The sequence below is a fragment of the Pseudokineococcus sp. 1T1Z-3 genome, assembly GCF_037482365.1.
GTDB lineage: Bacteria > Actinomycetota > Actinomycetes > Actinomycetales > Quadrisphaeraceae > Pseudokineococcus.
On record NZ_JBBHZF010000023.1, the window covers coordinates 219,672 to 243,620 of the forward strand.

Below are 23,949 nucleotides of genomic sequence, written 5' to 3' on the forward strand. Positions count from 1 at the left end.
ACCCGTACGACCGCGTTCCCGCAGCACCTGATCTCGACGAGGAGACCCCATGCGCAGGACACCCACCACCACGACGCTCGCCCTGGCCGCCGCCGCCGGGCTCGCCCTCACCGCCTGCGGCGACGGCGGCACGAGCAGCGGCGGCGACGACGCGGGCGCGCCCAGCGGCCCGGTCACGATGATCGTGCCCTTCTCCGCCGGCGGCGGCTCCGACCTCGCCGGTCGAGCCATCGCCTCCGGCCTGGAGGAGGTGACCGACCTCACCATCACCGTGCAGAACATCACCGGCGGCTCGGGTGCCGTCGGCTACGGCGACCTGCTCGCCTCGGCGGGGGACGAGAACACCCTGCTGGCCAGCGAGACGGCGCTCGTGACGCTGCCCGTCGTCCAGGACGTCCCCTTCTCCTACGACAGCTTCACCCCCATCGTGAAGGTGGGCGAGGACTACAACATCGTCGTCGTCCCCGCCGACTCCCCCTGGGAGACGTGCTCCGACATGATCGAGGCGGCGCAGGCGGCGTCCCTCACGGCCGCGGTCTCCGGGTCGACCGGACCGGACAACATCGCGTGGACCCTCATCGAGCAGCAGGAGGGCGTCGAGCTGCAGCGCGTCACCTTCGAGTCCAGCGCGGAGGTCATCGCCGCGCTCCTCGGGGGCCAGATCGACGTCGCCGCCACCAACCCCGGCGAGGTCATCGGCCAGCTGGAGGCGGGCGACATCAAGGGGCTGTGCGCCCTGGCGCCCGAGCGGTACGAGAACGAGCTGCTCGCGGACATCCCCACCGGCTCCGAGCAGGGCGTCGACGTCACCTTCGCCCAGTGGCGCGGCATGGTCGGCCCGCCCGAGATGCCGCAGGAGGCCGTGGACTTCTGGGTCCAGGCGAGCGAGGACTGGGCCGAGACGGCGAGCTACGACGAGTACATCGACAGCAACTACCTGCAGCCGCAGACGCTCTTCGGCGAGGAGTTCGGCGAGTACCTCGTGCAGTACGACGCCGACGTCCGGTCGGCCCTGCAGCCGTGAGCGGCGGCGGGGACGCCGGCCAGCGCCAGGACCGGCCGGTCGAGGTGACCGCCACCGGGGTGGCCACGGGCGCCGTCCGTCGCTCCGACCTCGTAGGCACCGGCGCCCTCGCCGCGCTCGGGCTCGTCGCTGCCGCGCTCGGGTGGCAGTACGGCTTCCTCGTCGACGGCGAGGTGGGCCCCGGCTTCCTCCCAGTGAGCACAGGGGCCTTCATCCTCCTGGCCTCCCTCGCGGAGCTGGCCCGGATGAGTCTGCAGCGCCGAGCCGCTCGCGCCGACGGCCACGTCGACGCGCCGGTCGGGGACGAGCAGGCCGCCGCCGTGCCCGCGGACGCAGGAGGGGGCGAGGACGAGGAGCTCGACGTCTTCGGGCGGACCTCGGCCCAGCGCAGCCGGGCCATCGCCGTCGTCTTCGGGCTGCTCTTCGCCGCCCTGCTGCTGGTCCCGCTGGTGGGCCTGCTGCTCTCCCTCAGCCTGGCCGTCCTCGTGCTGCTGCTGCTCGTCGAGCGCAAGCCGCCGCTGCAGGCCGGCCTCGGGGCCCTCGCCTGCTTCGGCTTCGGCTACCTGGTCTTCGAACGGGTGCTCGGCGTCCCGCTGCCCAGCGGCGCGCTCGGGCTGGTCTGAGGAGGCGCCGTGCTCGACAACCTCGCCCTGGGCGTCGCGACCGCGGTCACGCCCGAGAACCTGCTGTGGTGCTTCATCGGCGTGGCCCTCGGCACCGTCATCGGCATGCTGCCGGGCCTCGGCTCGGCCACGGGCGTCGCCATCCTGCTGCCCGTGACCCTGGCCCTGGAGCCGGTCACCGCGATCATCATGCTCGCGGGCATCTACTACGGCTGCCAGTACGGGGCCTCGATCAGCTCGATCCTCATCTCCACGCCCGGCGACTCCTCGAGCGTCGTCTTGACCCTCGACGGCTACGCCATGGCCCGCAACGGCAGAGCCGGGGCGGCGCTGGCCGTCTCGGCGATCTCCTCCTTCATCGCCGCGATCATCACGATCGTCGGGCTGATGCTGCTGGCCGCCCCGATCGCCGACCTGGCCCTGCAGTTCGGGCCGCCCGAGACGCTCGCCGTCATCCTGCTCGGCCTCTCGACCATCGTCTCCTTCGCCGGCGACAACCTGCTCCGGGGCATCACGATGGCCGCCGTCGGGCTGCTGCTGTCCACGGTCGGCATCGCCTCGGGCTTCACCACGGCGCGCTTCACCTTCGACAGCGTCAACCTGCTGGGCGGGCTCGACTTCATCGCCGTGCTCATCGGGCTCTTCGCCCTCGGCGAGGTGCTCCACCAGATCCACCGGGGCGGGGAGAAGCCGATCCGGGCCCGGTTCAAGGACCTGCTCATCACGCGCGAGGACATCCGCCGGATGATCCCCTCGTCGCTGCGGGGCACAGGGCTCGGCTTCGCCCTCGGCGTGCTCCCCGGCGCCGGGGCCACGCTCGCGACCTTCATGTCCTACGGGCTGGAGGGGCAGGTCAGCAAGCACAAGGGCGAGCTCGGCAAGGGGGCGATCGAGGGGGTCGCCGCCCCCGAGGCGTCCAACAACGCGGCCGCCAACGCGAGCTTCATCCCCACCCTGTCGCTCGGCATCCCCGGCAGCGGCACCACCGCGGTGCTGCTGGGCGCCTTCGTCATCTTCGGGCTGCAGCCGGGCCCGCTCCTGTTCGAGCAGCAGCCGGCGCTGGTCTGGGGCCTGCTCGTCTCCTTCGTCATCGGCAACTTCTTCCTGCTGGTGCTCAACCTCCCGCTGGCGCCCGTCTTCGCGCAGGCGCTCCGCGTGCCCTACAGCTACCTGTACCCGTTCATCCTCTTCATCAGCCTGCTCGGCGCCTTCGCCATCGGGAACAACACGTTCTCGCTGTGGGTGGCCTTCGCCGCCGGCGTCCTCGGCTACTTCATGAAGCGCTTCGACTTCCCGGCCGCGCCGCTCGTGCTGGGTCTCGTGCTGGGGCCGCTGCTGGAGCGCTCGCTCGTGCAGACGTCCTCGCTCGGGCGCGGCAACCTGCTCATCGTCTTCGAGCGCCCCATCTCGGCGGCCTTCATGGCCGCTGCCATCCTCGCCCTGGTCGCCCCGCTCGTCGTGGCGCTCGTGCGCCGGCGCAGGGCCCGGCGGGACCGGCAGCCGGCGCCGACCCGCTGAGGCGGCCAGGCCCCACCCGCCGCACCGACCCCCTTGGAGAGACATCGTGGCCACGGCCCAGACGCAGGTGAAGCAAGCCCGGACGACACCCACCGGACCGCAGGACTGGCCCATCGCCGCCGCGATGATCCAGTACCCCGGCGTGCTGCCCGACGGCTCGTCGGTGCAGGACCAGAGCGCGCAGGAGTGGGCGCGGACGCTCGAGGACGTCGTCGACGCGGGCTTCGACTGCGTCGACCCGACCGACTCCTGGCTGCGGCTGGGTGACCTCTCCCCCGAGCGCCTGCGAGAGTTCCAGGACGTCGTCGCCGACCTGGGGCTGCGCGTCCCCGTCGTCTCGACGGCGCGCGAGAGCCCCGTCGACCCCGAGCACGGCGAGGCCAACCTCGCGCTGCTGCACCGCGGCATCGACGCGGCGACGACGGTCGGCGCCGAGGTCTTCAACGTCGGCTTCTTCCGCGCCCTCGCCCCGGCGCAGAAGCGGGCGCTGTGGTTCTGGACGGCCCCGGGGGCGCAGGACCCCGACCCCGACGTCGACCCCGGCACCTACCGGCTCGCCGTCGAGCGCACCCGCGAGCTGGGACGCCACGCGGCCGAGAACGGGCTCGTCCTCTCCCTGGAGATGTACGAGGACACCTACCTCGGCACCGCCGACGGCGCCGTGCGCTTCGTCACCGACGTCGACCTGCCCGAGGTGGGCCTCAACCCCGACCTCGGCAACCTGCAGCGCCTCCACCGGCCCGTGGAGCGCTGGGACGAGATGGCCGCGAAGGTGCTGCCGTACACCAACTACTGGCACACCAAGAACTACCTGCGCACCGAGGACGAGACCACCGGCGCCATCACGACGGCGCCGGCGCCGCTGGAGACGGGCGTCATGAGCTACCGGCAGATGCTGGCCGACGCCGTGGAGCTCGGCTTCCGCGGCCCCATCACCTGCGAGCACTACGGCGGTGACGGCCTGTCCGTCAGCGCCCGCAACCGCGACTACCTCCGCGGCCTCCTGGGGACCCGGCGGGTCGGGCGGATGCTGGCCGGCTGAGGCCGCTCGGGTCAGAAGCCCGAGCCGGCGATCCCCAGGCCGACGACGGCGATGACCCCGACGACGTAGAGGGCGATGATGCCCGTGAAGACGGCGCCGACGACGATCCCGGTCATGGCGAAGCCGCTGCCGCCCTCACCCGTCCTGGCGATCTCCCGGCGGGCCATGATGCCGAAGACCAGCCCGAGGAGGGGGAAGGCCCAGCAGCTCGAGATGGCGACGACCGCCTTGCTGTTGGTCGCCAGCATCGACGTCGCAGGGACGGTCGTCGCCCCCGACGTGCCGCCGTAGCCGGTGACCGGCGACGGCTGGCCGTGGCCCGGCTGGCTCGACGACGTCGCGTACGGGTCCTGCCACCCGGGCTGGCCGTACCGCGGGGAAGGGGTGTCGTCGCTCACTGCTCGCTCCTCGTCCGGCGCCGTCGTCCGGGGCGGGCACCCCGGCGCACCGCGGGACGCTAGCGCCCGGGCCGGCGCCACGCCCGTCCCGCGCCGAGGCCGCCCGACCGCGTCACCCACCCGACGCCCGTCGCGCGCCTCGTGGCCCTCCATCCCTCCAGGGGCCCCCACGGCGGACGTCGTCACCTCTCGCCCGGCCGGGCTCGCACGTGGCGTGGCCACGGCGCAGGACGACGCGCCGACCGTCACCCACTCAGGTGAACGGCGGGTCGTGCCGATGCACGTCTCGTGACCACTTCCGCGCTTCCTCGTGCGCCCCTCTCGGGCGCGTGCCACGCCCTTGGTGCCGTGGCCGGCGGGAAGCCCGGTCACCGACATGAGCCGTGCTCCTACTCCCCGCTGCTCGTGGCCCCGCCCGCCCCCGCGCCGGGGTGGCCGGCGGACGCCCCCGCCGAGCTGCCCCCCGACGTCCTCGCGGCGGTCGACGCCCCGGCCGTCGAGGACGCGGCTCCTCTCCCTGTCCCGCCCGCGCCTGCCACGACAGCGCCTGAGCAGGCCACGACGGCGCCGGAGCAGGCCTCGGCGCCGGCCGGCCGGCCCTCGGACGCCGACGACGTCCCCTCCCCGCGCACGCCGGTCGAGGACGGCTCCCCGGCCACCCCCGCGTCCGGCCCCTCGTCCCTTCCCGACCAGCGCCGGGACCAACGCCGGGACCAGCGCCGTGACCCGGAGCTGCGCCGCGCCTTCGGCGAGCTGCTCGTGGACCTCACCGGCTCGGAGGTGCTCACCCGGCAGGCCGTGCAGCTGCTGCGCGCCGTCGTCGACCGGTCCGCGGCGCTCGACACCCCGGACCGGGACGCCGTCGCCGCGGCCGCGCTGCTCGACGACCTGGGCCGTGACCTCGCCACCGCGCAGCAGCGCCTCGCCGAGGCCGAGCGCGCCCACGCCGACGAGCAGCTGGAGCGCACCCTCGCCGAGCAGGCCCGCGGGGACGCCGAGCGTCGTCTGCGGGACCTGCAGCGCCTCGTGCAGCGCAGCGGAGTCAGTCTCGACGTGTGGTCCGACGCACCGCAGGACAGCGCCGAGGACGTGCCGACGTCGATGGCCGAGCTGCTCGCCCGCCTGCGCCAGCCGCAGCTGGAGCGGGTCGTCCTCACCGCCGACGACGCCGCCGCCCTGGAGCTCGACGACGTCGTCCACACGGGCCTGCACCTGCAGCGCACGTGGGAGGGGCTGCTCGCGCTGCGCGACTACGCCGCGGCCAAGGCCGACGGACGCTGGGACGGCGACGTGCAGGGCTACCTCGAGCGCACCCCCGAGGGGCTGTGCACCTTCCCCGCGAGCCGCCACGCGCGCTGCGAGAGCAGCACCGTGCAGACCGACCCGCGGCTGCGGGCGCCGCGGGTGCTGCCCGTGCCGCCGGAGGTCGACCCGACGGGCCGGACCTTCATGGGCGCGCACCTCAAGCTGCTCACCTTCGGGCAGACCAGCCCGCGGCTGCACTACCTCGACGACACGCGCCGTTCGGGGCACGTGTACGTCGGGTACGTGGGGCGGCACCTGCCGAACACGCAGACCAGCTGAGCGCGCGGCCGCCGGTCCCGTGGCCACGTCACAGTGCGGTCACGACTGCGGGCCGCGACCTCCGCTGCACGTGCGGACGCCGGCCGCTCCACCCATGCTCTGCTCGTCGGCCCTCACGGGGGGGCACACCTCGACGCCGCCTGCTCGTGGACGGAGCCGCCGTGAACATCGAGAACGAGTTCACCTACAACTACTGGCAGTACTCGATCGTCGACCACGTCTTCACCATCGGCTACGCGGCGATGGCGGCCGGCCTCGTCTACTTCCTGGTGACGAGCAAGCAGGCCCTGCCGCGGTACCGGCTCGCCTCGGCGCTGTCGGCCGTCGTCATGGTCTCGGCCTTCCTCGAGCTGCTCGTGCTCTCGCTGCAGTGGCAGCGCACCTTCGTGTGGGACGGCGCGCAGTACGTGGTCGGCGACCAGCTGTTCAGCAACGGCTTCCGGTACATGAACTGGTCCATCGACGTGCCGGCGCTGCTCGTGCAGCTGCTGGTCGTCGTCGGGGTGACGGGCGTCGCCTTCCGCCGCGGCGTCGTCATCTTCGTGGTCTCCGGGCTCGCGATGGTCTACACCGGCTACGTCGGGCAGTTCTACGAGGTCGGCCGCGAGGCGCCCTTCTGGGTGTGGGGCGCCATCAGCACCGTCTTCTTCGCCATCATCATCGCGGTCGTCTGGCGCACCACCTACGGCAACGTCGACCGGCTCCCGCTCGAGGTCCGCCCGATGGTCAAGGGCGTCTTCTGGCTGCTGACGATCACGTGGATGCTCTACCCCGGCGCCTACCTCATGCCGGCCATCTGGGACTCGGCGGACGGCGTCGTCGCCCGGCAGATGAGCTACACGATCGCCGACGTGGTCTCCAAGGTGATCTACGGCGTCCTGCTCGGGATCATCGCCCAGCGCATCAGCCGGATCGAGGGCTACGAGCCCGCTCGCGACGCCCAGGCCACCGCCCTGCGCGGCGGGGTCACCGAGGTGGACGCCCCCGGCAGGGTCTGACGCCGCACGCCGGGACCGCCCGTCACCGCCGCCAGGGCAGGCTGCCCGGGCGCACGCGCTCGACGTCCTCCCACGTGGCCCAGCCGAGGCGACCCGCCGCCGACCGGACGACGGGGCCCGGCCGGTGCGGCAGGTGCTTCTCCAGGCTGTCCGGGTGCGTGGTGTAGGCGGTGTGCAGGTGCCCGTACAGGCGTGAGGTGCGGTCGTCCCGGAAGACCTCGGGGGTCAGCAGCAGCACGCAGGTGCGGTCAGGGCGGCGGGTGCGCAGCGCGGGCTGGGGGTGGCCCTTGTGCGCGTCCAGGGTGACGTCGACCAGGCGCGCCAGCTCGTTGCGGACGACGTCGTAGGTCACCGAGGAGGCGATGTCGGCCAGCACCTCGGCGACGACGACGACGGCCATGCCGGTCGTCGGGCTCACGACGACGGCGTCGACGAGCGAGGCGCCCTCCAGCTTGGTCGTCTCCGTGCCCTGCCGGTACTGCTGGTAGGTGAGCACGTGGCGGCGCAGCTGCGAGCGCAGGTGGTGCTGGTAGCTCGGCGGGGAGGGGAGGCTGACCTCGAGGTACAGCTCAGGCGCCGGGCCCAGGGCGTCGGCCCAGGTGGCGAAGCCGGCGAACGGCGGCGCCTCGCCGTAGGTGAGGCGGAGCAGTGCCGCCAGGTCCGCCGCGGGGCTCGGGCCCTCGACGAGGCTCAGCAGGGCCGAGGCCGTCCAGAAGCGCTCGTCCCGGTCGAGCGAGGTGTCCCCTGCCGCCGAGCCGGCGCTGCGCTGGTGCGGCACACGGGCGACGGCCTCGGCGGCCGCCAGCTGCTCCAGGGGTCCGCGGTAGTGCTCCAGCCGCGCCGCCGGGTCGCCCCCGCCGCTGGCTGCGGCGAAGCGGGCGAGCAGCTGCTCCTCGCGGAACGGCAGGTAGGTGGGGTGCATGACCGCGGTCTCCATGACGCCTGCTATCGGGTGCCGCAGGGCCGGGCTGACCGCTCGCAGGCCCGCGGACGTCATCTGGACCCTGAAGGGTCCGACCGGGCTGCGCCGACGGGGGGAGCCGGCGGAGGACGGGGGGCGCCGGTCGGGTGACGGAGCCCACGCTGCGCGAGCGCGTCGTCCCCGCGGCCGGCGGCTACCGTGAGGCACTCGCGAGCAGCGTCCGTTGCGCCGCGTCCGGTCGTCAGCGACGACGAGATCGGAGCTCCATGAACTCCCTTGTCCTGGCGGTCGTCGGCATCGCCATGGTGCTGGCGGGGTACGTCTTCTACTCGAGGTACCTCGCGCGCAGCGTCTACCGGCTCGACGCGCGGGCGAGCACGCCGGCGCACGCCCTGCGCGACGGCGTCGACTACGTCCCCACCAACAAGTTCGTGCTGTGGGGCCACCACTTCACGTCCGTGGCCGGCGCCGCACCCATCGTGGGCCCGGCGGTCGCCGTCATCTGGGGCTGGCTGCCCGCCTTCCTCTGGGTGACCATCGGCACCGTCTTCTTCGCCGGCATGCACGACCTCGGGGCGCTGTGGGCCTCGGCGAAGAACCGCGGCCAGTCGATCGGCGCCCTCTCAGGCCGCTACGTCGGGGCGCGCGGACGCAATCTCTTCCTCGTCGTCATCTTCCTGCTGCTGCTCATGGTCAACGCGGCCTTCGCCGTCGTGATCTCCACGCTGCTCGTCTCGACGCCGTCGTCGGTGATCCCCGTGTGGGGCGCGCTGGTCGTCGCGGTGCTGCTGGGGCAGGGGCTCTACCGGTTCGGCCTCAAGCTCGTGCCGATGTCGGTCGTCGGCGTCACGGCGCTGTACGGCCTCATCCTGCTCGGCGACGCCGTCCCGGTGGCACTGCCCGAGCAGGTGCTCGGCCTCTCCCCGGCGGCCTTCTGGGTGCTCGTGCTCTTCCTCTACGCCGGCGTCGCGTCGCTGCTGCCGGTGTGGGTGCTGCTGCAGCCGCGCGACTACATCAACGGCCTGCAGCTCTTCATCGGCCTCGGCATCCTCTACGGAGCCGTCGCCGTCGCCTCGCCGACCATCGTCGCGCCTGCGGTCAACACCGCCGTGCCGGAGGGGACGCCGAGCCTCGTGCCGCTCCTCTTCGTCACCATCGCGTGCGGCGCGATCTCCGGCTTCCACGGCATCGTGGCCTCGGGGACGAGCTCCAAGCAGCTCGACTCCGAGACCGACGCCCGCTTCGTCGGGTACTTCGGCGCCGTCGGCGAGGGGCTGCTCGCCCTCGGCGCGATCATCGCGACGACCGCCGGCTACGCCACGCTCGCCGACTGGGAGTCGGTCTACTCCGCGTTCAACGAGGGCGGCGTCGCGGCCTTCGTCGAGGGCGGCAGCACGATCATGAACCAGGGGCTCGGCCTGCCCGCCTCCCTCAGCGGCACGGTGCTCGCGACCATGGCCGTGCTGTTCGCCGCGACGACGATGGACACCGGCGTGCGCCTGCAGCGCTTCGTCGTGCAGGAGGCCGGGGACATCCTCGGGGTCCGCACCAACCGGTACCTCGCCACCGGCGTCGTCGTCCTCGTGGGTGCGGGGCTGGCCTTCGGCGCCGGCGCCGACGGCACGGGCGGCATGGTCATCTGGCCGCTGTTCGGCACGACCAACCAGCTGCTCGCCGGGCTGACCCTCTCGGTCGTCGCGGTGATCCTGCTGCGCAAGCGCCGCCCGGTGCTCCCGGTGCTGGTGCCGCTCGCCTTCGTCCTGACGATGGCGATGCTCGCCGCCCTCGCCCAGCTGCGGACCTTCTACGAGGCCGGCAACTGGCTGCTGCTCGGGCTCGACGTCGTCATCATCGTGGCCGCGCTGTGGGTCGTCTTCGAGGCGGCAGTGGCGATGTCGCGGGCCCGGCGCACCCCGCCGGAGGAGGACGAGGAGACGCCGGACCTCACCGCGCCCGCCGCGGAGAACGCCGGCCCCAGCGCACCCGAGCCCACCACCGAGCGGTGACCGCCGACCCTGCCCCCGCCCGGACGTCCGGCGCACCGCCGGTCGGGCGGTGGGCCCGCGCCGCGGCGCTGTTGCAGGCGGCCTACGCCGGGCCGTACCGGCGCACCTTCGCGCGGGCCCAGCGTGACGAGGACGACCTCTTCCTCATGGTCGTCGTCGGCGAGGCGCTGGGGGTGCCGAACCCCGCGAGCGCCTACACGGTCGAGCTGCTGCCCGCCGTCTACGACCGCGTCCACGACTGGCACCGCCGGATGGGCCTGGAGCGCTCGCCGCTGGACGACGTCGGGTGCTGCTAGACCTCGCCGCCCGGCGCCGGGTCCTCCTCGTCGGGGGCAAGGGCGGGGTGGGCAAGACGACCGTCGCGTCGGCGGCGGCGCTGCACCAGGCCCGGGCGGGACGGCGGGTGCTCGTCGTCTCGACAGACCCGGCGCACAACCTCGGCCACCTGTGGCAGCGGCGTGTCGGGGACACCGCGGTCCCGCTCGCCGAAGGCCTCGACGGCCTGGAGGTCGACGCCCGTCGCACGACCGAGGAGCACCTGCGCGCGGTCGGTGCGACGCTGCGCCGGCTCATGCCCGAGCACCTCGCCGGCGAGGTCGACAAGCACCTCGACCTGGCCCGGGACGCACCCGGCACGCACGAGGCCGCCGTGCTGGAGCGGCTCGCGCAGGTGCTGGAGGACTCCCCGCACGACCTCGTCGTCCTCGACACCGCGCCGTCGGGGCACACCGTCCGGCTCGTGCAGCTGCCCGAGACCATGTCGGCCTGGACCGACGGCCTGCTGCGCCGGCGGGAGCGCTCGGCCCGCTTCGGCGCGGCGCTGCGGACCGTCGGCGGAGCGCCGGACGGCGACGTCTCCGACGGGGTCTTCGGGCCGAGCCGTCGGCGGGACCGGCGTCCGGCGGGACGTCCCGAGCGGGACGAGGAGATCCGCCGGGTGCTGGAGCGTCGTCGCGCCCGCCTCGTGCACCTGCGGGACCTGCTCACCGACGCCGACCGCACGTCGGTGGCCCTCGTCCTGACCGCCGAGCGGCTACCCGTCGCGGAGACGCTCGAGGTGCACGCCCAGCTGGGGCGGGCGGGCCTGGACGTCGGCGCGCTCGTCGTCAACCGCCGCTCGCCCGCGGGCGCCGGGGAGCTGCTCGAGCGCCGCCGCGTCGAGGAGGAGCGCCACCTCGACGTCCTGCGCCGCGGCCTGCCGGACGTGCCGCGCTGCGAGCTCCCGCTGCTGGCAGGGGACGTCGTCGGTGCCGACGGGCTCGCGCTCGTCGCCGGCTGCCTGGAGCAGACGACCTGACGCGGGTCGGCTAGACGGGCGTCGAGGAGGTGCCCGTCCAGCGCCCCGGCCCGAAGACGACGGTGAAGGGCGGTGAGGTCTGCTCGTCGTCGAGGACACGCACCCGCAAGGTGCTCGGGGCACCCGCGCCCCAGGTCAGCGTCACCTCGCCGCCCGGGCCGGCGAGGTCGTTGGTGCGAGCCACCCACTCGCCGGCCAGCAGCTCCTCGAGGTGGACGTCACCGCCCGGGACGCCGGTGCGCACGGTGAGCCGTGCCTCCCAGTCCTGCATGACCCAGGTGACGTGCGGGGGCCCGGCCCACGTGGCCTCGTCCGCAGGCCCGGCCGCCGCGGGCGCCCGCTCCGAGGCCGTCGCCGTGCTCCCGCTGCCAACGAGGGCCTCGCGGAGGCCGGCGACGCTCTCCGGGGAGGTGTCGAGGCGCCAGTCGCGCTGGACGTCGCGCTGGTCGTCCTGGGAGAAGTGCACGACGGCGGCGAGGCGGGGGAAGCGCGTCGAGGCGTACAGGTCGCGGTACCAGTCGCCCTTGGCCTGCGGGCGGCCCTCGACCTCCGTGGTGCCGGTCTCGCAGAGCCACACGGGCAGGTGCGCGGTGCGCGGCAGCGCGGTCACGCGCTCGTAGGGCCGGGCGAGCACCTGCTCGAAGCTGCGGTGGCGCCCGTCGCCGCGGCGGGGCCGCTGGGAGCCCCAGTCGTAGGCGTCGACGCCGAGGACGTCGACGACGTCGGCCCCGGGCCAGTAGTCCTCCAGCCGGTTGCCGTCGACGGCCGGCCAGTCACGCTCGTTGGGGCACCACACCAGGGGCACGTCGGCGCCGGCGGCGTCCAGGCGCCGGGCCAGCTCGCGCCAGGCCTGCCGGAACTGCGCCGCCGACGGGCCGCCGTCGGCCGCCGCGGAGTAGGCGTTCCACGAGCCGTTCATCTCGTAGCCGAAGCGCAGGAAGGTCGCCGCCTCCCGGGCCGCGAGGTCGGCGACGACCCCGTCGACGTAGGCGTCGGGCCGGCCGGCCGCGAGGTCGCGCACCGCCTGCGCGCTCGGCGCCCAGGAGACGAGGAGCGGCCGCTCGGGCGCCCGGTCGGCGACCCGGGCCAGCGGGACGCCCCAGGGCAGGAAGTCGTGGACGACGTCGAGGCGCCGGCCGAGGAGCGCCTCCAGCGCGGCGACCCCGGCCGGGTCGCCCTCCACGAGCCCGGGCTGGTGCACGAACGCGCCCAGCAGCGCGCGCTCGGCGAGCGGGGCCGAGGCCGGCGCCGGGGCCGGGGCCGCGCCCACCAGCGACGCCACCACGACGAGCGACCCCGCGCGGCCGAGCCACCGGCCCACCGCGGGCGCGGGCCGTCGCGGGCCCGCGCCCGTCCCCCTCCTCAGCCCAGGCACGGCCTCACCCCCTGCTTGCTCGGTCGTCCGCCGGACGGCCCTGGTGCGGGCCGGGCGGCCCCCAGCGTGACCTCAAGGCCCGTAGGTGACGGTCACGACAGGGCTCGTCGCGGCGTCGAGGTCACCGTCGTCGGGCAGGACGGCGCGGAACTGGTGGGTCCCGCCGCCGCCCCAGACCATCGGCGGGGTGACGCCGTGCTCTCCCGTGGGGGCGTTGGTAGCCCGCGACCACTGCCCGTCGACCAGCTGCTCCAGGACGACGTCCTGGCCGGCGCGGGCGGTCGAGGAGCGCGCCGTGAAGCGGGCCTCCCAGCCGCCCGTCGTGACGTCCAGCGCCAACGTCCGGCCGACCGGCGCGCCGGCCTGCGTGCTGCCGGACGTCGGGCCGGTGCCGTAGACGACCCGGAAGGGGGCGGAGAGCTCGTCGGTCCCGACGACCCGGAGCCGGAAGGTCTTGGCACCGCCGCCGCCCCAGGTCATCGTCACCGACCCGTCGGAGCCGGTGACGTCGTTGGTGCGGTACTCCCACTCCTGCCCGACGCGCTCCTCGAGGTGGACGTCGCGGCCGGCCGCCCCCGCGTCCGTCGTGATGCGGGCCTCCCAGCCCTGCATCGTCCACGTGGCGCCCAGCCCCTCGGCCGGCGCCTCGGTCCCCTCGTCAGGGGTGCCAGGGTCAGGGGCGTCGGGGTCGGGGGCGTCGGGGTCAGGCGCGTCGGGGTCAGGCGCGTCGGGGTCGGGCGCGTCGGGGTCGGGCGCGTCAGGAGCCGGGGCTGGGTTGACGGTCGGGACGTCGACGCTGACCCACACCGCCTCCGAGGGCGTCCCTGCCGAGTCGGTGACGACGAGCATGTACTGCCCCGGCGGCAGCAGGTTGCGGTTGGTCGGCGCGCTGAAGCGGTAGGTGCCCTCGCCGGTGCGCTGGACGACGAGGTCGACCAGGCGCTGGTCGGGGTCGGTGGAGTGCGTCGTCGCGCTCGGGCGCAGCAGCGCGGCCCCCTCGAGCGAGGTGCCCTCGGGCAGGGCGACGTCGAAGGGCAGGGCCTCGGCGCCGAAGACGGTCCCGGGACCCGTGACGACGGGCCGTTCGGCGCCGCTGGTCAGGTACGTCGGCGAGAAGAGGGAGATGTCGAGGTCCATCGTGCCGTCGAGCGGCTGGGAGCCCAGCGCGGCTACCCGGCCGTCCGGCAGCAGGAAGGCCTCGGAGTGGTAGAGCCGGTCGACGACCGGGGAGTTCATCTCCGTCATCGTCCCGGCCTCGGGGTCGTACAGGCCGGCCGTGCGGACCCCGCCCTCGCGGAAGCGGGCGGCGCCGTTGGTCTCGAAGACGGTCGAGTCGGGCAGGATCACGGCGCCGACGTACATCTTCGGCGCCGTGAGCGGCGGGCCCTGCACCCAGGGACCGGCGGTCCCGCCCTTGAGGTCGATGACCTGGGTGTCGGCGGTCGTCGGCTCCGACCAGTCCCCGCCGCCCATGACCATGACCTTCTGGTCCTGCGCCGGCGGCAGCAGCACGGTGGCGGCCGAGTTGCGCTGGTAGGGCAGGGGGATGCGGTCGACGTTGCGGAAGTCGCCGGTCCTCCAGTCCCAGATGCCGGGCATGATCCCGTTGGCGCCGTTGGAGGCGCCGGAGTAGAAGATCGTGCCGTCCTCCAGCAGCGTCAGGCCCGGGTAGTACGGGAAGGTGCGGGTCTCGTTCGGGCCGGCCGCCTGCGTCGGCACGGAGGGGTCCGCGGTCGTGAAGTTCATCCGCGGCGCCTGCGACCACGTGCGCGAGCCCGGGTCGAAGTGCTCCACGAGGTCGGTGTTGTGGGAGACGACGCCGAGGTCTCGCGCCTCGTCGGAGAGGCCGCCGACGGTGAGCGCCGAGCCGTCCCCGAGGGTGAGCGTCGTCGGGTACCAGCGGGCGGCGGCCATGTCGGCGGCCCGCACGTACCTCTCCTCGGAGATGTCGAAGACGTAGGACTCCTTGGAGCCGTCCCAGTCGTGGAGCAGCTCACCCGTCGCGTCGTCGTAGACGGGGTAGGCGGTCGTCCCGCCGTTGACGAGGACGTCGCCGTTCGGCAGCGTCGTGTGCCCGGCGCAGAAGACGTCCCAGGGGGTGGGCACCTGCGTCCAGGCCGCCCGCCCCTCGACCGAGGGGGCCCACAGCCAGGTGGTGAAGGAGCTGCCCTGCAGGTTCATCCACTGGTTGCCGGAGCCGGCGACGACGAGGACCTTCCCCGTCGCCAGCAGCACCGTGTGGATGGCGCCCGGCGCCGACGCCGCCCCCGGGGCCGTCGCCGCCTCGGGCATGCGGACGGCGTCGTGGTCCCACTCGCCGTGCCGGAGCGGGTCCAGGTCCGTCGGGCCCTGGACGACGGGCGGCGGGCCGGTGGGCAGCTGCTCGTCGACGGCGGCCGCGATCTCCTCCGAGCTGAGGTCGAGGCTGTTCTCCGAGGTGTCCCCGTCACGGGTGCCACCCGCCGCCACGGCCTGCTGGGCGGCGTCCTCGACGGTCTCCCCGGAGGTCGTGACGGCGCCCTCCTCGTGGTGGTGGGCGTGCTCGTCCGGCGGCGCGGCCGGAGCGGCGACGGCCGAGACGCCGACGCCGGCGAGCAGGGCGACCGCGACGCTGCCGAGACCGACCTGCGCGACCGTGACGGCCCGGCTCCGGCGGTGCTGTACGCGTGGGCTCATGGTGGTGCTCCCCCTGGGTGTGACGGGTCGGCGCGTCCGGCCGGCGACGTCGACGTCGGCGGCGTGGGCGCGTGGGTGGTGGCGCGGGTCGCGAGGTGCGGGGCCCGGGACGGGGGCGGCACCACCGGCGGACGGCCGCCGGTGGTGCCGCCGCTCTCAGCGACGCGAGGCGTCGATCAGGAGCCGGTGGGCTCGGCCTCCACCTCGGTGGTGGGCTCGTGGTGCTGCAGGGCCGCGGCCAGGAGCGCCGAGGCGGCGACCGCCTGGGCCTGCGCCGGGATGCCCGCGACCGTCCGGGACGGGGCCGGCAGCGCCGGGTTGGCCGCCGCGCTGGCGGCGGCGAGGGCCTGCGCGTCGGCTGCGGCGGGGGCCGACACCGTGGCGCTGCGACCTCGGGCCCAGATGGCGACGGGCGTCAGGGCCGTCAGGAGGGTGATGCCCATCCAGACGTAGAGGGCCGGGTAGCTGTGCAGCTGCACGGCGCCGAGGGTCATGCAGGCGACGGCGAAGGTGGCCCACCCGAGGTGCAGGCGGAAGGTCTGCAGCGAGTCGCCGGAGGTCAGCCGACCCTTCGCGGTGACCTTGTAGGCCAGGGCCTTGCCGCTGGCGGCAGCCAGGGCCGCGGAGAGGTAGACCGGTGTGGTGACGAGGTTGAGCAGCAGGCCGGCCATGCCCCACGAGCGCCGCTCGTGCGTCACGAGGTTGAAGCGGCGCAGGTAGAAGAACGCGGCAAGGCTCACGCCCGAGGTCGCCAGCAGGAGGGCGAGCCACGGCTGCCAGGCCAGCTCGGAGATCGTGATGCCGAGGACGAGGTAGAGCGCCGAGATGGCGTTGCCGAGCACCCAGACCATGCCGACGGAGGGGTAGAAGAACTGCAGCGAGGCGAAGGAGAGCCGCTGCCCCCAGGTGAGCTTCTTCAGCAGCCGAGGGCTGTGGTGCTTGACGATCTCGACGATGCCGTAGGCCCACCGGCGCTGCTGGGAGAAGAAGTCGGTCCAGGACGTCGGGCCCTCGCCGACGGTGAGGACGTCGGGCGTGTAGACGCCCTTCCACGTGCGCCCGGTGGCGGGGTTGACGGCGGCGGGCACGACCATCGCGGTGAGGTGGTCCTCGATGATGCAGTCCTGGTAGCCGTCGACCTGGCGCCACGCGGCCGGCCGGAAGGCGTGGTTGGTGCCGATGAGCAGCGGGGCGCCGAGGGCGTTGGCGCCGCGCTGGATGACCCCGTGGAAGAGGTAGGCGAGCTGCGCCGCCCCGCGGGCGACGAAGCTGTCGGCCTGGTTGCCGTAGACCTGCGGGGCGACGACGTAGGCGACGTCGGGGTCGCGGAAGTAGCCGAGCAGCCGGGTCAGGACGTCACCGGTCTCCAGCGGCACGTGGTCGGGGTCCATCTGCGTGACGACGTCGTACTCGGACTCGTGCGCCGCGCGCCAGGCGTTGTGGTTGCCGTGCTTGGTCTTGGCCCGGAAGGGTCCCGTGGCGGTGTTCCACGCCGGCACGCCCTTGCGGGAGAAGTGCCGGATGCCGAGCTCGGCGCAGCGGGCCCGGATGTACGGGTCGTCGCCCTCGTCGAGGATCCAGGCGTCCACGACGCCCTCGTAGTGCTGCTCCTTGAAGCGCAGGAGCGTCGCCTCGGCCACCTCCCACGGCTCCTTGCTGGGGACGATGGTCGTCAGCATGGCCACCCGCAGGCCCGGCTCGGGAGCCATCGGCACCGGGTCGACGCCGCGGAAGGCGAAGTTGAGGCCGCTGGCGGTCCCCAGCAGCTGCAGCACCTGCAGGCCGACGACCATGGCCAGCCCGCAGACGGCGACGGCGGCCTCGAGCAGCGGCAGGCTGCCGAGGGCGGGAAGGTTGCCCGGCCACAGCAGGAAGGCGATGAAGCCGGTCACGAGCGCCGCGTGCAGCGCCGCGATGCCCGAGACGGCGACCCGCTGGCGCCGGCTCAGGACGCGGCGCCAGCGGACGGCGTCCCCGCCGGCCTCGAGCGGACCCGTGAGGGTCGAGGCTCCGGTGTAGTCGACAGCGGTCATCGCGAATCCCCAGTTCGTCGAAGAGTGGCGCCGTGACCGAGCTGACCGTGGAGGTCGTCACCTCTGGTGACGCTCCGTCATGGCGCCGAGCCCGTCCCCCGTGGCCCGGCGCAGAAGGTAGCCGTGCGTCGCGATAACGCGGCCGAGTGGCGAGGTCAGACCTCGTCTCATGACCGTCCGTGGTGTTACCGGCAAGTTGCACCGTGACGTCCACTGGGTGCGTGTGCCCGATTTGCGTCCTTGGTGATAGCACCGAGGGACTAGCTCGCCCGGGTCTTCTGTGATCTGCATCACATTTGCCCGCGGCTGGGCCAGCCAGCCGTGAGGACGTCTGGAAGGTGAACGGCGTTCATCTTCTGAGTGACGGCATGACCTCCGCGCGGCGTCCACCGCTCGGTCGCCGAGCGAGCCGGCTCCGTCGGGCTTCACGTCGAGGGACGACGGACGGCTCGGCGACCCTGGCTGCTCAGAGGTCGGCCGGCAGGGGCCGGAGACCTCCCGGCGGGCTCTCGACGGGTTCTGTGCGCACGGCCAGCCACAGGCTGTCGGGCGCCCGCTCGGTGTCCCAGCCGAGCGCCCGACGAGGTGGGCCGACCTCGCCCGCCGTCCCGGGCGCCTCGGCCAGCACCCCGATGGCCACGGCGACGACGTCCAGGGTCGACGTCGGCGCGTCGACGCGCGCCGTGAGCACCGTCGAGGGGTCGCCCGGCCGAAGGAGGACGAGCTCCCCGGGCGTCTCGGCGGCCAGGCAGGCCTCGACCAGGTCGGCGACGACGCTGCCAGCGAGCTGCTGCCCGGGGCTCTCGAGCGCCAGCGGCGAGACCCGGTCGGAGAGGTGCACGCGCCAGCCGCGCCGCCGCAGCGCGGCGACCCCGGCCCGCACCTCGGGGGTGAGCAGGCGACCGCCGTGCAGCTCGTCCCGGATGGTCGCCTCGGCGCTGCGGGCCGCTGCGGCCAGCTCCGCGTCCACGACCTCCCCAGCCGCGAGACGCCGCAGCAGCGGCGCCGCCGCGGCGACGACGCGGGTGGACTCCTCGTCGAGGGACCGGACCCGCTCGGCCCGCGCGAGCGCGGCGTCCTCACCGCGCTGCAGCAGGAGCGTGCGGTCCTGCACCCGCTCTAGGGCCAGCCGGACGCCGAGCGCCCCCAACGGCCAGACGGCGACGTGGCTGGAGCGGGAGAACCAGAACTCCAGGAGCGCAGCACCTTCGAGGCTCGGCGGCGCCCAGAGGAGCAGCACGACCGCGGCGAGGGCGACCGCCGCGGCCGCGGCCCCTCCGCGCCGGCGCAGCACCAGGCCAGCGAGCAGGGGCCCGGTGGCGCCCACCCACCAGTTCGAGTAACCGAAGCGCGCCATGCCGTCGAGGAAGGGCATCACCAGGAGCGCGGCCACGGGCACCACCCCGGCCAGCACCGTCGCCGTCGACCGCGTCAGCGGCTTCGGGCACCGCAGCAGCAGAGGAGCCGCGACCACCACGGTCGCGGCGGCGACGAGCCCACCAGCCAGGACCGACAGCCCCGGGGCAGACGTCGCCCCCAGGGTCAGCCCGAGGTAGAGCAGGTTCAGCCCCACCCACAGGGAGGTCGCGAGGATCAACGGGCGCCGTTCCACGCGCTCCCCTCCGACCGCCACGAGAGGTGCACCGTCGTCCCTCGACCGAAGGCGCTCTCGTAGGCCACCTGGCCCCCGACGACCTCCAGGCGCTGCTCCACGGCGACCCGCAGCCCCAGGGTGACGTCGCCGCGACGAGGGCGGCGAGGCATCCCGACGCCCTCGTCGGCGATCGTCACGACCACGAGGACCGGGCTCGCCCGCACGACGACCCGGCACCGCCCCTGGGTGCCGGCGTGGCGCACGACGTTGCGCACGCACTCCGACGTGGCCGAGACCATGGCGTTGGCCACCGGTCGCGGCAGCCCTCCCGGCACGACCTGGGCGTCGACCACCGCCCCGCTCGCCGCGGCCTCGGCGCTTTCCCGAACCTCCTCCGCGAGGTCCTGGGTCGTCGTCGCGGCCTCGGAGGTGGCGGCCGGGTTGGTGGCGACGAGGGCCGCCAGCGCCCGGCGGGCCTGGAGCGCGGCCGGCGGGTCGAGCCGATGCCCCTCCTGGGCCAGCCTCAGGACGGCGAGAACGCCGTCGTGCACCTGCGCCTGCCAGCGGACACGCTCAGCCGCCGCGGAGAGCCGCTGCTCGGCCGAGCCGACCGTCTGCTCGGCCACGCGTCGTCGGGCGGCGAGCCGACCGGCCGGCACCTCCAACGACCGCAGAGCCACGGCCAGCACGACGACGTTGGCGACGGCGAAGACGACGTCGTCCGTGGCATCCCCGGGTGAGCGCGCCTCGGTGACGACGCGCGCCCAGGCCTGGACGCCCGCCAGGACGAGGACCGGGAGCAGCACGCGCACACCGCGGCAGAGGACGACGGCCGCGACGGCGGCTGCAGGAAGGCGGTCGCTCTCGGGGACGTCGCCGGGCAGGCCGGCGAGCCCCAGCGCCAGCGCGACGACGGCCGAGACAAACCAGCTGCCCCAGACCAGGGCCGCCGCCGGTGTCGGCGACGTCCCTCGCACGACGTCACGCACCAGCATCAGCGCGGCGACCACCTGGGCCAGCGACACGGGCAGACGCCACCAGAGGGCACGCGCCTGCGGCCCGGCGAGGTCGACCACGAGCGTGGGGAGCCCGAGCGCGATCGCTGCGAGCAGGACGAGCGAGAGCAGCCGCGCGAGGGGTGGTCGCGGCGTCGCCGCCCGGTCGTCGACCGCGAGGGCTACCACGGGCGCAGCGGCGCGGGGCCTTCCGGCAGCGGCTGGTCCTGGTCGTCGGGGTCGTAGACACCGTCCTCGACGGCCCGGTCGCGCAGGTCCAGCTTGGTGCCGCACTCGCGGCCGATGGCCGTGTACTTCGCCTTGATGCGCCGAAGGTGGGTCTTGATCGTGTCGTCCTTCAGGCCCAGGCGTCGCGCCACCGACTTGCTCGGCATGTTGCTGGCGTACAGGTGCAGCACCTGCCGCTCGCGCGGGCTGAGCTGGGGGTCGAGCCACGGCTCGTCGACCAGGAGGCCCGCCAGCTCGTGCGTGGGGTGCGTCGAGCCGGAGGCGGCGTCGAGCACGGCCGCCAGCAGCGTCTCGGGCGGGTGACGCTTGAGGACGACCGTCCGCGCCCCCGCCCGCAGGGCCTCGCGGGCCCGCGCCGGCTGCTGGCCCTCGGTGTAGACGACGACCTCCGCGCCGGCCGCGAGGAGCGCGCCCACGTTGGCCTCCGGCCGCGAGCGGTCGGCCAGGCGGAGGTCGAGGAGCACGACGTCCGGACGCTGCCCTCTGGACAGCAGCTCGGCGACGGTCCCGGCGCCACCGAGGTAGTCCATCCGTTCCTGCTCGAGCAGCGCCTCGATGCCCAGCAGCAACGTCGGGTGGTCGTCGACCGCCGCCACCCGCACGACCGGTGACCGCTCGACCGGCGGCCCGGCCGCGTCTCCCGTCAGGGAGTCGGCCGTCGGGGAGTCGGCCGTCCGAGCATCAGCCGTCACTGGCCCTCCGTCGCAGTGGTCGAGGCCGCGGTCGGAGCGGTCCTGCGGTGCCGACGCTGCCCGCCGGCAGGCAGGAGAGTGGCAGCGGCGACCGACGACCGCCAGGCGCGCCACCCGAAGGGGTGGTGTGGCGCTCCTCACCCCCCGGTGGCTCGGCGGCGTCACGAGCCCTGGCGTGCGCGGTGCCGCCGTACGCCCGCCCGGCTGGCGCACCGGGTGGAGCAGTAGCGCTGGCGTCCCCCGCGGGTGACGTCGACGACGACGCGCGTGCACCCGTCGCCCACCGCGGGCCCTGCGGCGCACCGGTGGAGCCGGTGCATGCCCCGGGTCGTCAGGTGCAGCGCCGTGCCGACGCCGATGACCGACGCCAGGACCTGAGGCAGGCGCTGGCCGGGGTCGCGGTAGTGCAGGTGCCACCCCTCGTCGTCGTGGTCGACCAGGCGCGGGTAGGCGGCGGCCGCGGCCATCAGCTCGTTGAGCAGGGCCGCCCGCTCGGCCGCACCGGGGGCGTCGACGACCGCGAGCCAGGTGTCCACGACCTCCCGCACCCGCACGAGGTCGTCCTCGGCCGGCGGGAAGTCCACCGTCATGCCGTGCGCCCGGGTGCACGCGACGACGCCCTCGCGCGAGGCCGGGAAGTCGCCGGCCAGCTCCGCCGCCAGCAGGACGGCGTACTCACCGTAAGGGTTGAGATGCACAAGGGCATTACACCAGGCTCTCCTGCATGACGACGCAGACCCCCCGCTCCGCGGCGGCACGCCCAGCGGCGCCCCCGCTCCCAGCCCCCGCCCCCGGCGACGACGGCGAGAGCGGGCAGCAGGCGCACCGCTGGGTGCTCGAGTCGCGACACCTGACCGGTGACGGCGTGGTGCGCTACTGGCGGTGCGACCGCTGCCGCGCGAGGTGCGTCGAGCTGGTGACGGTCGAGAGCACGCCCAGCGCCGTCAGCCGGGTGGTGGACGCACCGGTCAGCAAGACGTCGGGCGGCTGACGGGCGCAGGACGAGCGGCCGGCCGGGAGCCCGGTCACTCGCCGGCCGACGCCTCCTGCGGCCGGTCCACCTCGCTGGCCCGCGGCTGCGCCGGCAGCACGGGCGGGCCGGCGGGCCTGGGGTCGGCGGGCGAGGAGTCGACGGGCGAGGGGTCGGCGGGCCGTCCGCGACGGTCCGGGCGCGAGCGCTTGACCTCGTAGAGGCGCACGTCGGCGGTCGCCGTCGTCGCGGCGAGGTCCTCGGTGCCCGCCCGGACGGCCACGCCGGCGCTGACGCCCACGCTGAGCTCCAGAGTTCCCAGCACGATGGGCCGGCGGACGGAGGAGACCAGCCGCTGGGCGGTGCTGGCCCCGATGCTCTCGGCGTCCCGGGCGTCGACGTCGAGCAGGACGACGACGAACTCGTCCCCGCCGATGCGGGCCACCACGTCCCCGCCGCCGGTGACGTCGCGGCACCGCTGCGCCACCTGCCGCAGGACGGTGTCGCCGATGGCGTGCCCGTAGGTGTCGTTCACCGGCTTGAAGCCGTCGAGGTCGAGGGTGATGACGACGTGCGTCGCGGTGCTACCGCGCCCGAAGTGCTCCGCGTCGACGGTGTCGAGCGCTCGGCGGTTCGCGAGGCCCGTCAACGGGTCGGTGTCGGCGGCCGCCCGCAGGAGCCGCTCCTGGTGGCGGCGGCGGTGCAGCAGCAGCCCGAGGCCGCCGAGCGTCGCCGGCGCCACGAGCAGGGTGGCGGCGAGCAGGAGGTCGGCCCGGCCCTGCAGGGCGTCGGCCCGCTCGTCCAGCACGGTCGTCCGCGCCCCGAGGACGTCGTCGACGGCCGCGGCGAGGCCCTGGGTCGTCCGTACCGCCGCCGTCGCGGCGTCCACCGCCGAAGCCGGCTGGGGCACGTACGCGTCGTCGAAAAGGACGCCGTCGCTCCAGTCGGCTGCGGCGAGCGCGAGCTGCGCGTCAGGGCCGGTGAGGACGGCGCGGACGTCGGCCACCAGGTCGGCGTCGACGTCGGCGAGCCCGACGAGCGCCTCCTCCATCTGCTCCAGGCGAGGCGACGGCGCCCCCTCGGAGAGCGATGCGAGCTCCGGCGACGTGCCGGCGGCCGCGGGAAGCGCGACGTAGGACTGCCAGGTCAGGTGCTCGCGCAGAGCGGCGGAGTGCTCGGCGTCGAGCCCGACGACACGCTCGGCGCCCGCGAAGTCGTTCTGGGCCATGGTGAAGGAGGTCAGCATGTCCTGGACGACGAGGACGCCTGCCTCCAGCGGCGGTACCTGACGGCCGCCGTCGGTCGTCTCCTGCGTCTCGGTGAAGACCGTCATCGTGTACTGGGTGAGGTAGTCGGTGAGGTCGGTGGGGCCCTCCATGCCGAGCTCGGTCAGCACCGTGCGCAGCCGTGCGGCGTCCGCGCCCACCGGCCCGTCCTCCAGGGCGTCGAGCTCGCCCATGACGGAGCGGTAGGTGCTCTCCCACCGCGCCCGGGCCATGCTCTCGTCGATCTCCTCCCCGCCGCGCTGGCCGGCGAGCAGCCGGGCGACGGCGAGGTCGCTCGCGGCGGCGCTGAGCTGGACCCGCAGCCCGCTCAGGTCGTAGGCGGCGACGACCTCCTCGACGTGGTGCTTCTCGGTGGTCGCGGCCTGGCGGCCGAGCAGCGCTGCCGTCGTCGTCCCCCCGCCGACGGCGAGCACGAGAAGAGCGGTGGTCATGCCCAGGAGGCGACGTCTCACGGGGGGTCCTTGTCCGCGCAGGAACGCCCACCTCTGCGCGCGTGGAGGCAGCACCGCGGCGGGGCGACGGCGCGACGGGCGCTCCGTGGACCGAGTATCGGCAGGCCCCGACGACCGTGGAGATCTTCGCGCGGCTCAGGTGCACACGGGTGATGTGAGGTCGGTCACTGGGGGTCACCGAGGACGGGGCGCGCGCCAGGCCGTCGAGTCGCGGC

At 74.5% G+C, this 23,949-nt stretch carries 20 protein-coding genes; 10 read left to right on the forward strand and 10 right to left on the reverse strand.

The window, feature by feature from the left end; translation table 11 throughout:
- Positions 1-49: 49 nt before the first annotated feature.
- From WDV86_RS08495 to WDV86_RS08510, 4 genes are all read left to right on the forward strand, one after another.
- The gene (locus tag WDV86_RS08495; RefSeq protein WP_339567185.1) at positions 50-1,024 is read left to right on the forward strand and encodes a tripartite tricarboxylate transporter substrate binding protein; all 975 of its coding nucleotides are present in this window, start codon (positions 50-52) and stop codon (positions 1,022-1,024) included.
- Positions 1,021-1,647: a tripartite tricarboxylate transporter TctB family protein gene (locus WDV86_RS08500; protein WP_339567186.1), complete on the forward strand. Its 627-nt coding sequence runs from the start codon at positions 1,021-1,023 to the stop codon at positions 1,645-1,647. The genes WDV86_RS08495 and WDV86_RS08500 overlap by 4 nt, the downstream gene beginning before the upstream one ends.
- A 9-nt stretch (positions 1,648-1,656) precedes the next feature.
- Positions 1,657-3,165 carry a tripartite tricarboxylate transporter permease gene (locus WDV86_RS08505; RefSeq protein WP_339567187.1) on the forward strand — a complete coding sequence of 503 codons (1,509 nt, stop codon included), beginning with the start codon at positions 1,657-1,659 and terminating at the stop codon, positions 3,163-3,165.
- A 124-nt stretch (positions 3,166-3,289) separates the two neighbouring features.
- Positions 3,290-4,207, forward strand: coding sequence for a sugar phosphate isomerase/epimerase family protein (locus tag WDV86_RS08510; RefSeq protein WP_445262999.1), 918 nt, complete (start codon positions 3,290-3,292; stop codon positions 4,205-4,207).
- A gap of 11 nt (positions 4,208-4,218) precedes the next feature.
- On the opposite strand, the gene WDV86_RS08515 is transcribed toward WDV86_RS08510, so the two are convergent.
- Positions 4,219-4,605 carry a DUF4190 domain-containing protein gene (locus tag WDV86_RS08515; RefSeq protein ID WP_339567189.1) on the reverse strand — a complete coding sequence of 129 codons (387 nt, stop codon included), beginning with the start codon at positions 4,603-4,605 and terminating at the stop codon, positions 4,219-4,221.
- Between the two features lie 348 nt (positions 4,606-4,953).
- On the opposite strand from WDV86_RS08515, the gene WDV86_RS08520 reads away from it, so the two are divergent.
- On the forward strand, positions 4,954-6,189 hold the full coding sequence (locus WDV86_RS08520; RefSeq protein ID WP_339567190.1) for a hypothetical protein: 1,236 nt from the start codon (positions 4,954-4,956) through the stop codon (positions 6,187-6,189).
- A gap of 161 nt (positions 6,190-6,350) precedes the next feature.
- Entirely contained in the window at positions 6,351-7,187 is an 837-nt protein-coding gene (locus WDV86_RS08525; RefSeq protein WP_339567191.1) for a bacteriorhodopsin, read from the forward strand.
- Positions 7,188-7,209: 22 nt separating this feature from the next.
- Here WDV86_RS08525 and WDV86_RS08530 read toward each other — a convergent pair whose 3' ends face one another.
- Positions 7,210-8,124, reverse strand: coding sequence for a hypothetical protein (locus WDV86_RS08530; protein ID WP_339567192.1), 915 nt, complete (start codon positions 8,122-8,124; stop codon positions 7,210-7,212).
- A gap of 251 nt (positions 8,125-8,375) precedes the next feature.
- Here WDV86_RS08530 and WDV86_RS08535 point away from each other — a divergent pair, with 251 nt between their 5' ends.
- From WDV86_RS08535 to WDV86_RS08545, 3 genes are all read left to right on the forward strand, one after another.
- A complete protein-coding gene (locus tag WDV86_RS08535) occupies positions 8,376-10,115 on the forward strand; it encodes a carbon starvation CstA family protein (RefSeq protein ID WP_339567193.1) in 1,740 nt (579 codons plus the stop codon).
- A gap of 68 nt (positions 10,116-10,183) precedes the next feature.
- On the forward strand, positions 10,184-10,411 hold the full coding sequence (locus WDV86_RS08540; protein ID WP_445263000.1) for a cory-CC-star protein: 228 nt from the start codon (positions 10,184-10,186) through the stop codon (positions 10,409-10,411).
- Positions 10,402-11,412, forward strand: a complete 1,011-nt coding sequence (locus WDV86_RS08545; protein ID WP_339567195.1) for an ArsA family ATPase — start codon at positions 10,402-10,404, stop codon at positions 11,410-11,412. The genes WDV86_RS08540 and WDV86_RS08545 overlap by 10 nt, the downstream gene beginning before the upstream one ends.
- 10 nt (positions 11,413-11,422) lie before the next feature.
- Here WDV86_RS08545 and WDV86_RS08550 read toward each other — a convergent pair whose 3' ends face one another.
- The 7 genes from WDV86_RS08550 to WDV86_RS08580 form a co-directional block, all read right to left on the reverse strand.
- The gene (locus WDV86_RS08550; protein ID WP_339567196.1) at positions 11,423-12,694 is read right to left on the reverse strand and encodes a glycoside hydrolase family 26 protein; all 1,272 of its coding nucleotides are present in this window, start codon (positions 12,692-12,694) and stop codon (positions 11,423-11,425) included.
- 165 nt (positions 12,695-12,859) lie between these two features.
- The gene (locus WDV86_RS08555) at positions 12,860-15,463 is read right to left on the reverse strand and encodes a galactose oxidase early set domain-containing protein (protein ID WP_339567197.1); all 2,604 of its coding nucleotides are present in this window, start codon (positions 15,461-15,463) and stop codon (positions 12,860-12,862) included.
- Between the two features lie 176 nt (positions 15,464-15,639).
- Positions 15,640-17,496 carry a glycosyltransferase family 2 protein gene (locus tag WDV86_RS08560; protein ID WP_339567198.1) on the reverse strand — a complete coding sequence of 619 codons (1,857 nt, stop codon included), beginning with the start codon at positions 17,494-17,496 and terminating at the stop codon, positions 15,640-15,642.
- A gap of 466 nt (positions 17,497-17,962) precedes the next feature.
- Entirely contained in the window at positions 17,963-19,108 is a 1,146-nt protein-coding gene (locus WDV86_RS08565; RefSeq protein ID WP_339567199.1) for a hypothetical protein, read from the reverse strand.
- Entirely contained in the window at positions 19,090-20,274 is a 1,185-nt protein-coding gene (locus WDV86_RS08570; RefSeq protein WP_339567200.1) for an ATP-binding protein, read from the reverse strand. The genes WDV86_RS08565 and WDV86_RS08570 overlap by 19 nt, the downstream gene beginning before the upstream one ends.
- Complete coding sequence (locus tag WDV86_RS08575) at positions 20,268-21,026, reverse strand: response regulator transcription factor (RefSeq protein WP_339567201.1); 759 nt, start codon at positions 21,024-21,026, stop codon at positions 20,268-20,270. Before WDV86_RS08575 ends, WDV86_RS08570 begins: the two co-directional genes overlap by 7 nt.
- A gap of 161 nt (positions 21,027-21,187) precedes the next feature.
- The gene (locus tag WDV86_RS08580) at positions 21,188-21,724 is read right to left on the reverse strand and encodes a CGNR zinc finger domain-containing protein (protein ID WP_339567202.1); all 537 of its coding nucleotides are present in this window, start codon (positions 21,722-21,724) and stop codon (positions 21,188-21,190) included.
- Positions 21,725-21,750: 26 nt separating this feature from the next.
- Here WDV86_RS08580 and WDV86_RS08585 point away from each other — a divergent pair, with 26 nt between their 5' ends.
- Positions 21,751-22,017 (forward strand): hypothetical protein, encoded by a 267-nt coding sequence (locus WDV86_RS08585; RefSeq protein ID WP_339567203.1) that lies wholly within the window; start codon positions 21,751-21,753, stop codon positions 22,015-22,017.
- Positions 22,018-22,051: 34 nt separating this feature from the next.
- Here WDV86_RS08585 and WDV86_RS08590 read toward each other — a convergent pair whose 3' ends face one another.
- Positions 22,052-23,734: a GGDEF domain-containing protein gene (locus WDV86_RS08590; protein ID WP_339567204.1), complete on the reverse strand. Its 1,683-nt coding sequence runs from the start codon at positions 23,732-23,734 to the stop codon at positions 22,052-22,054.
- Positions 23,735-23,949: the final 215 nt, after the last annotated feature.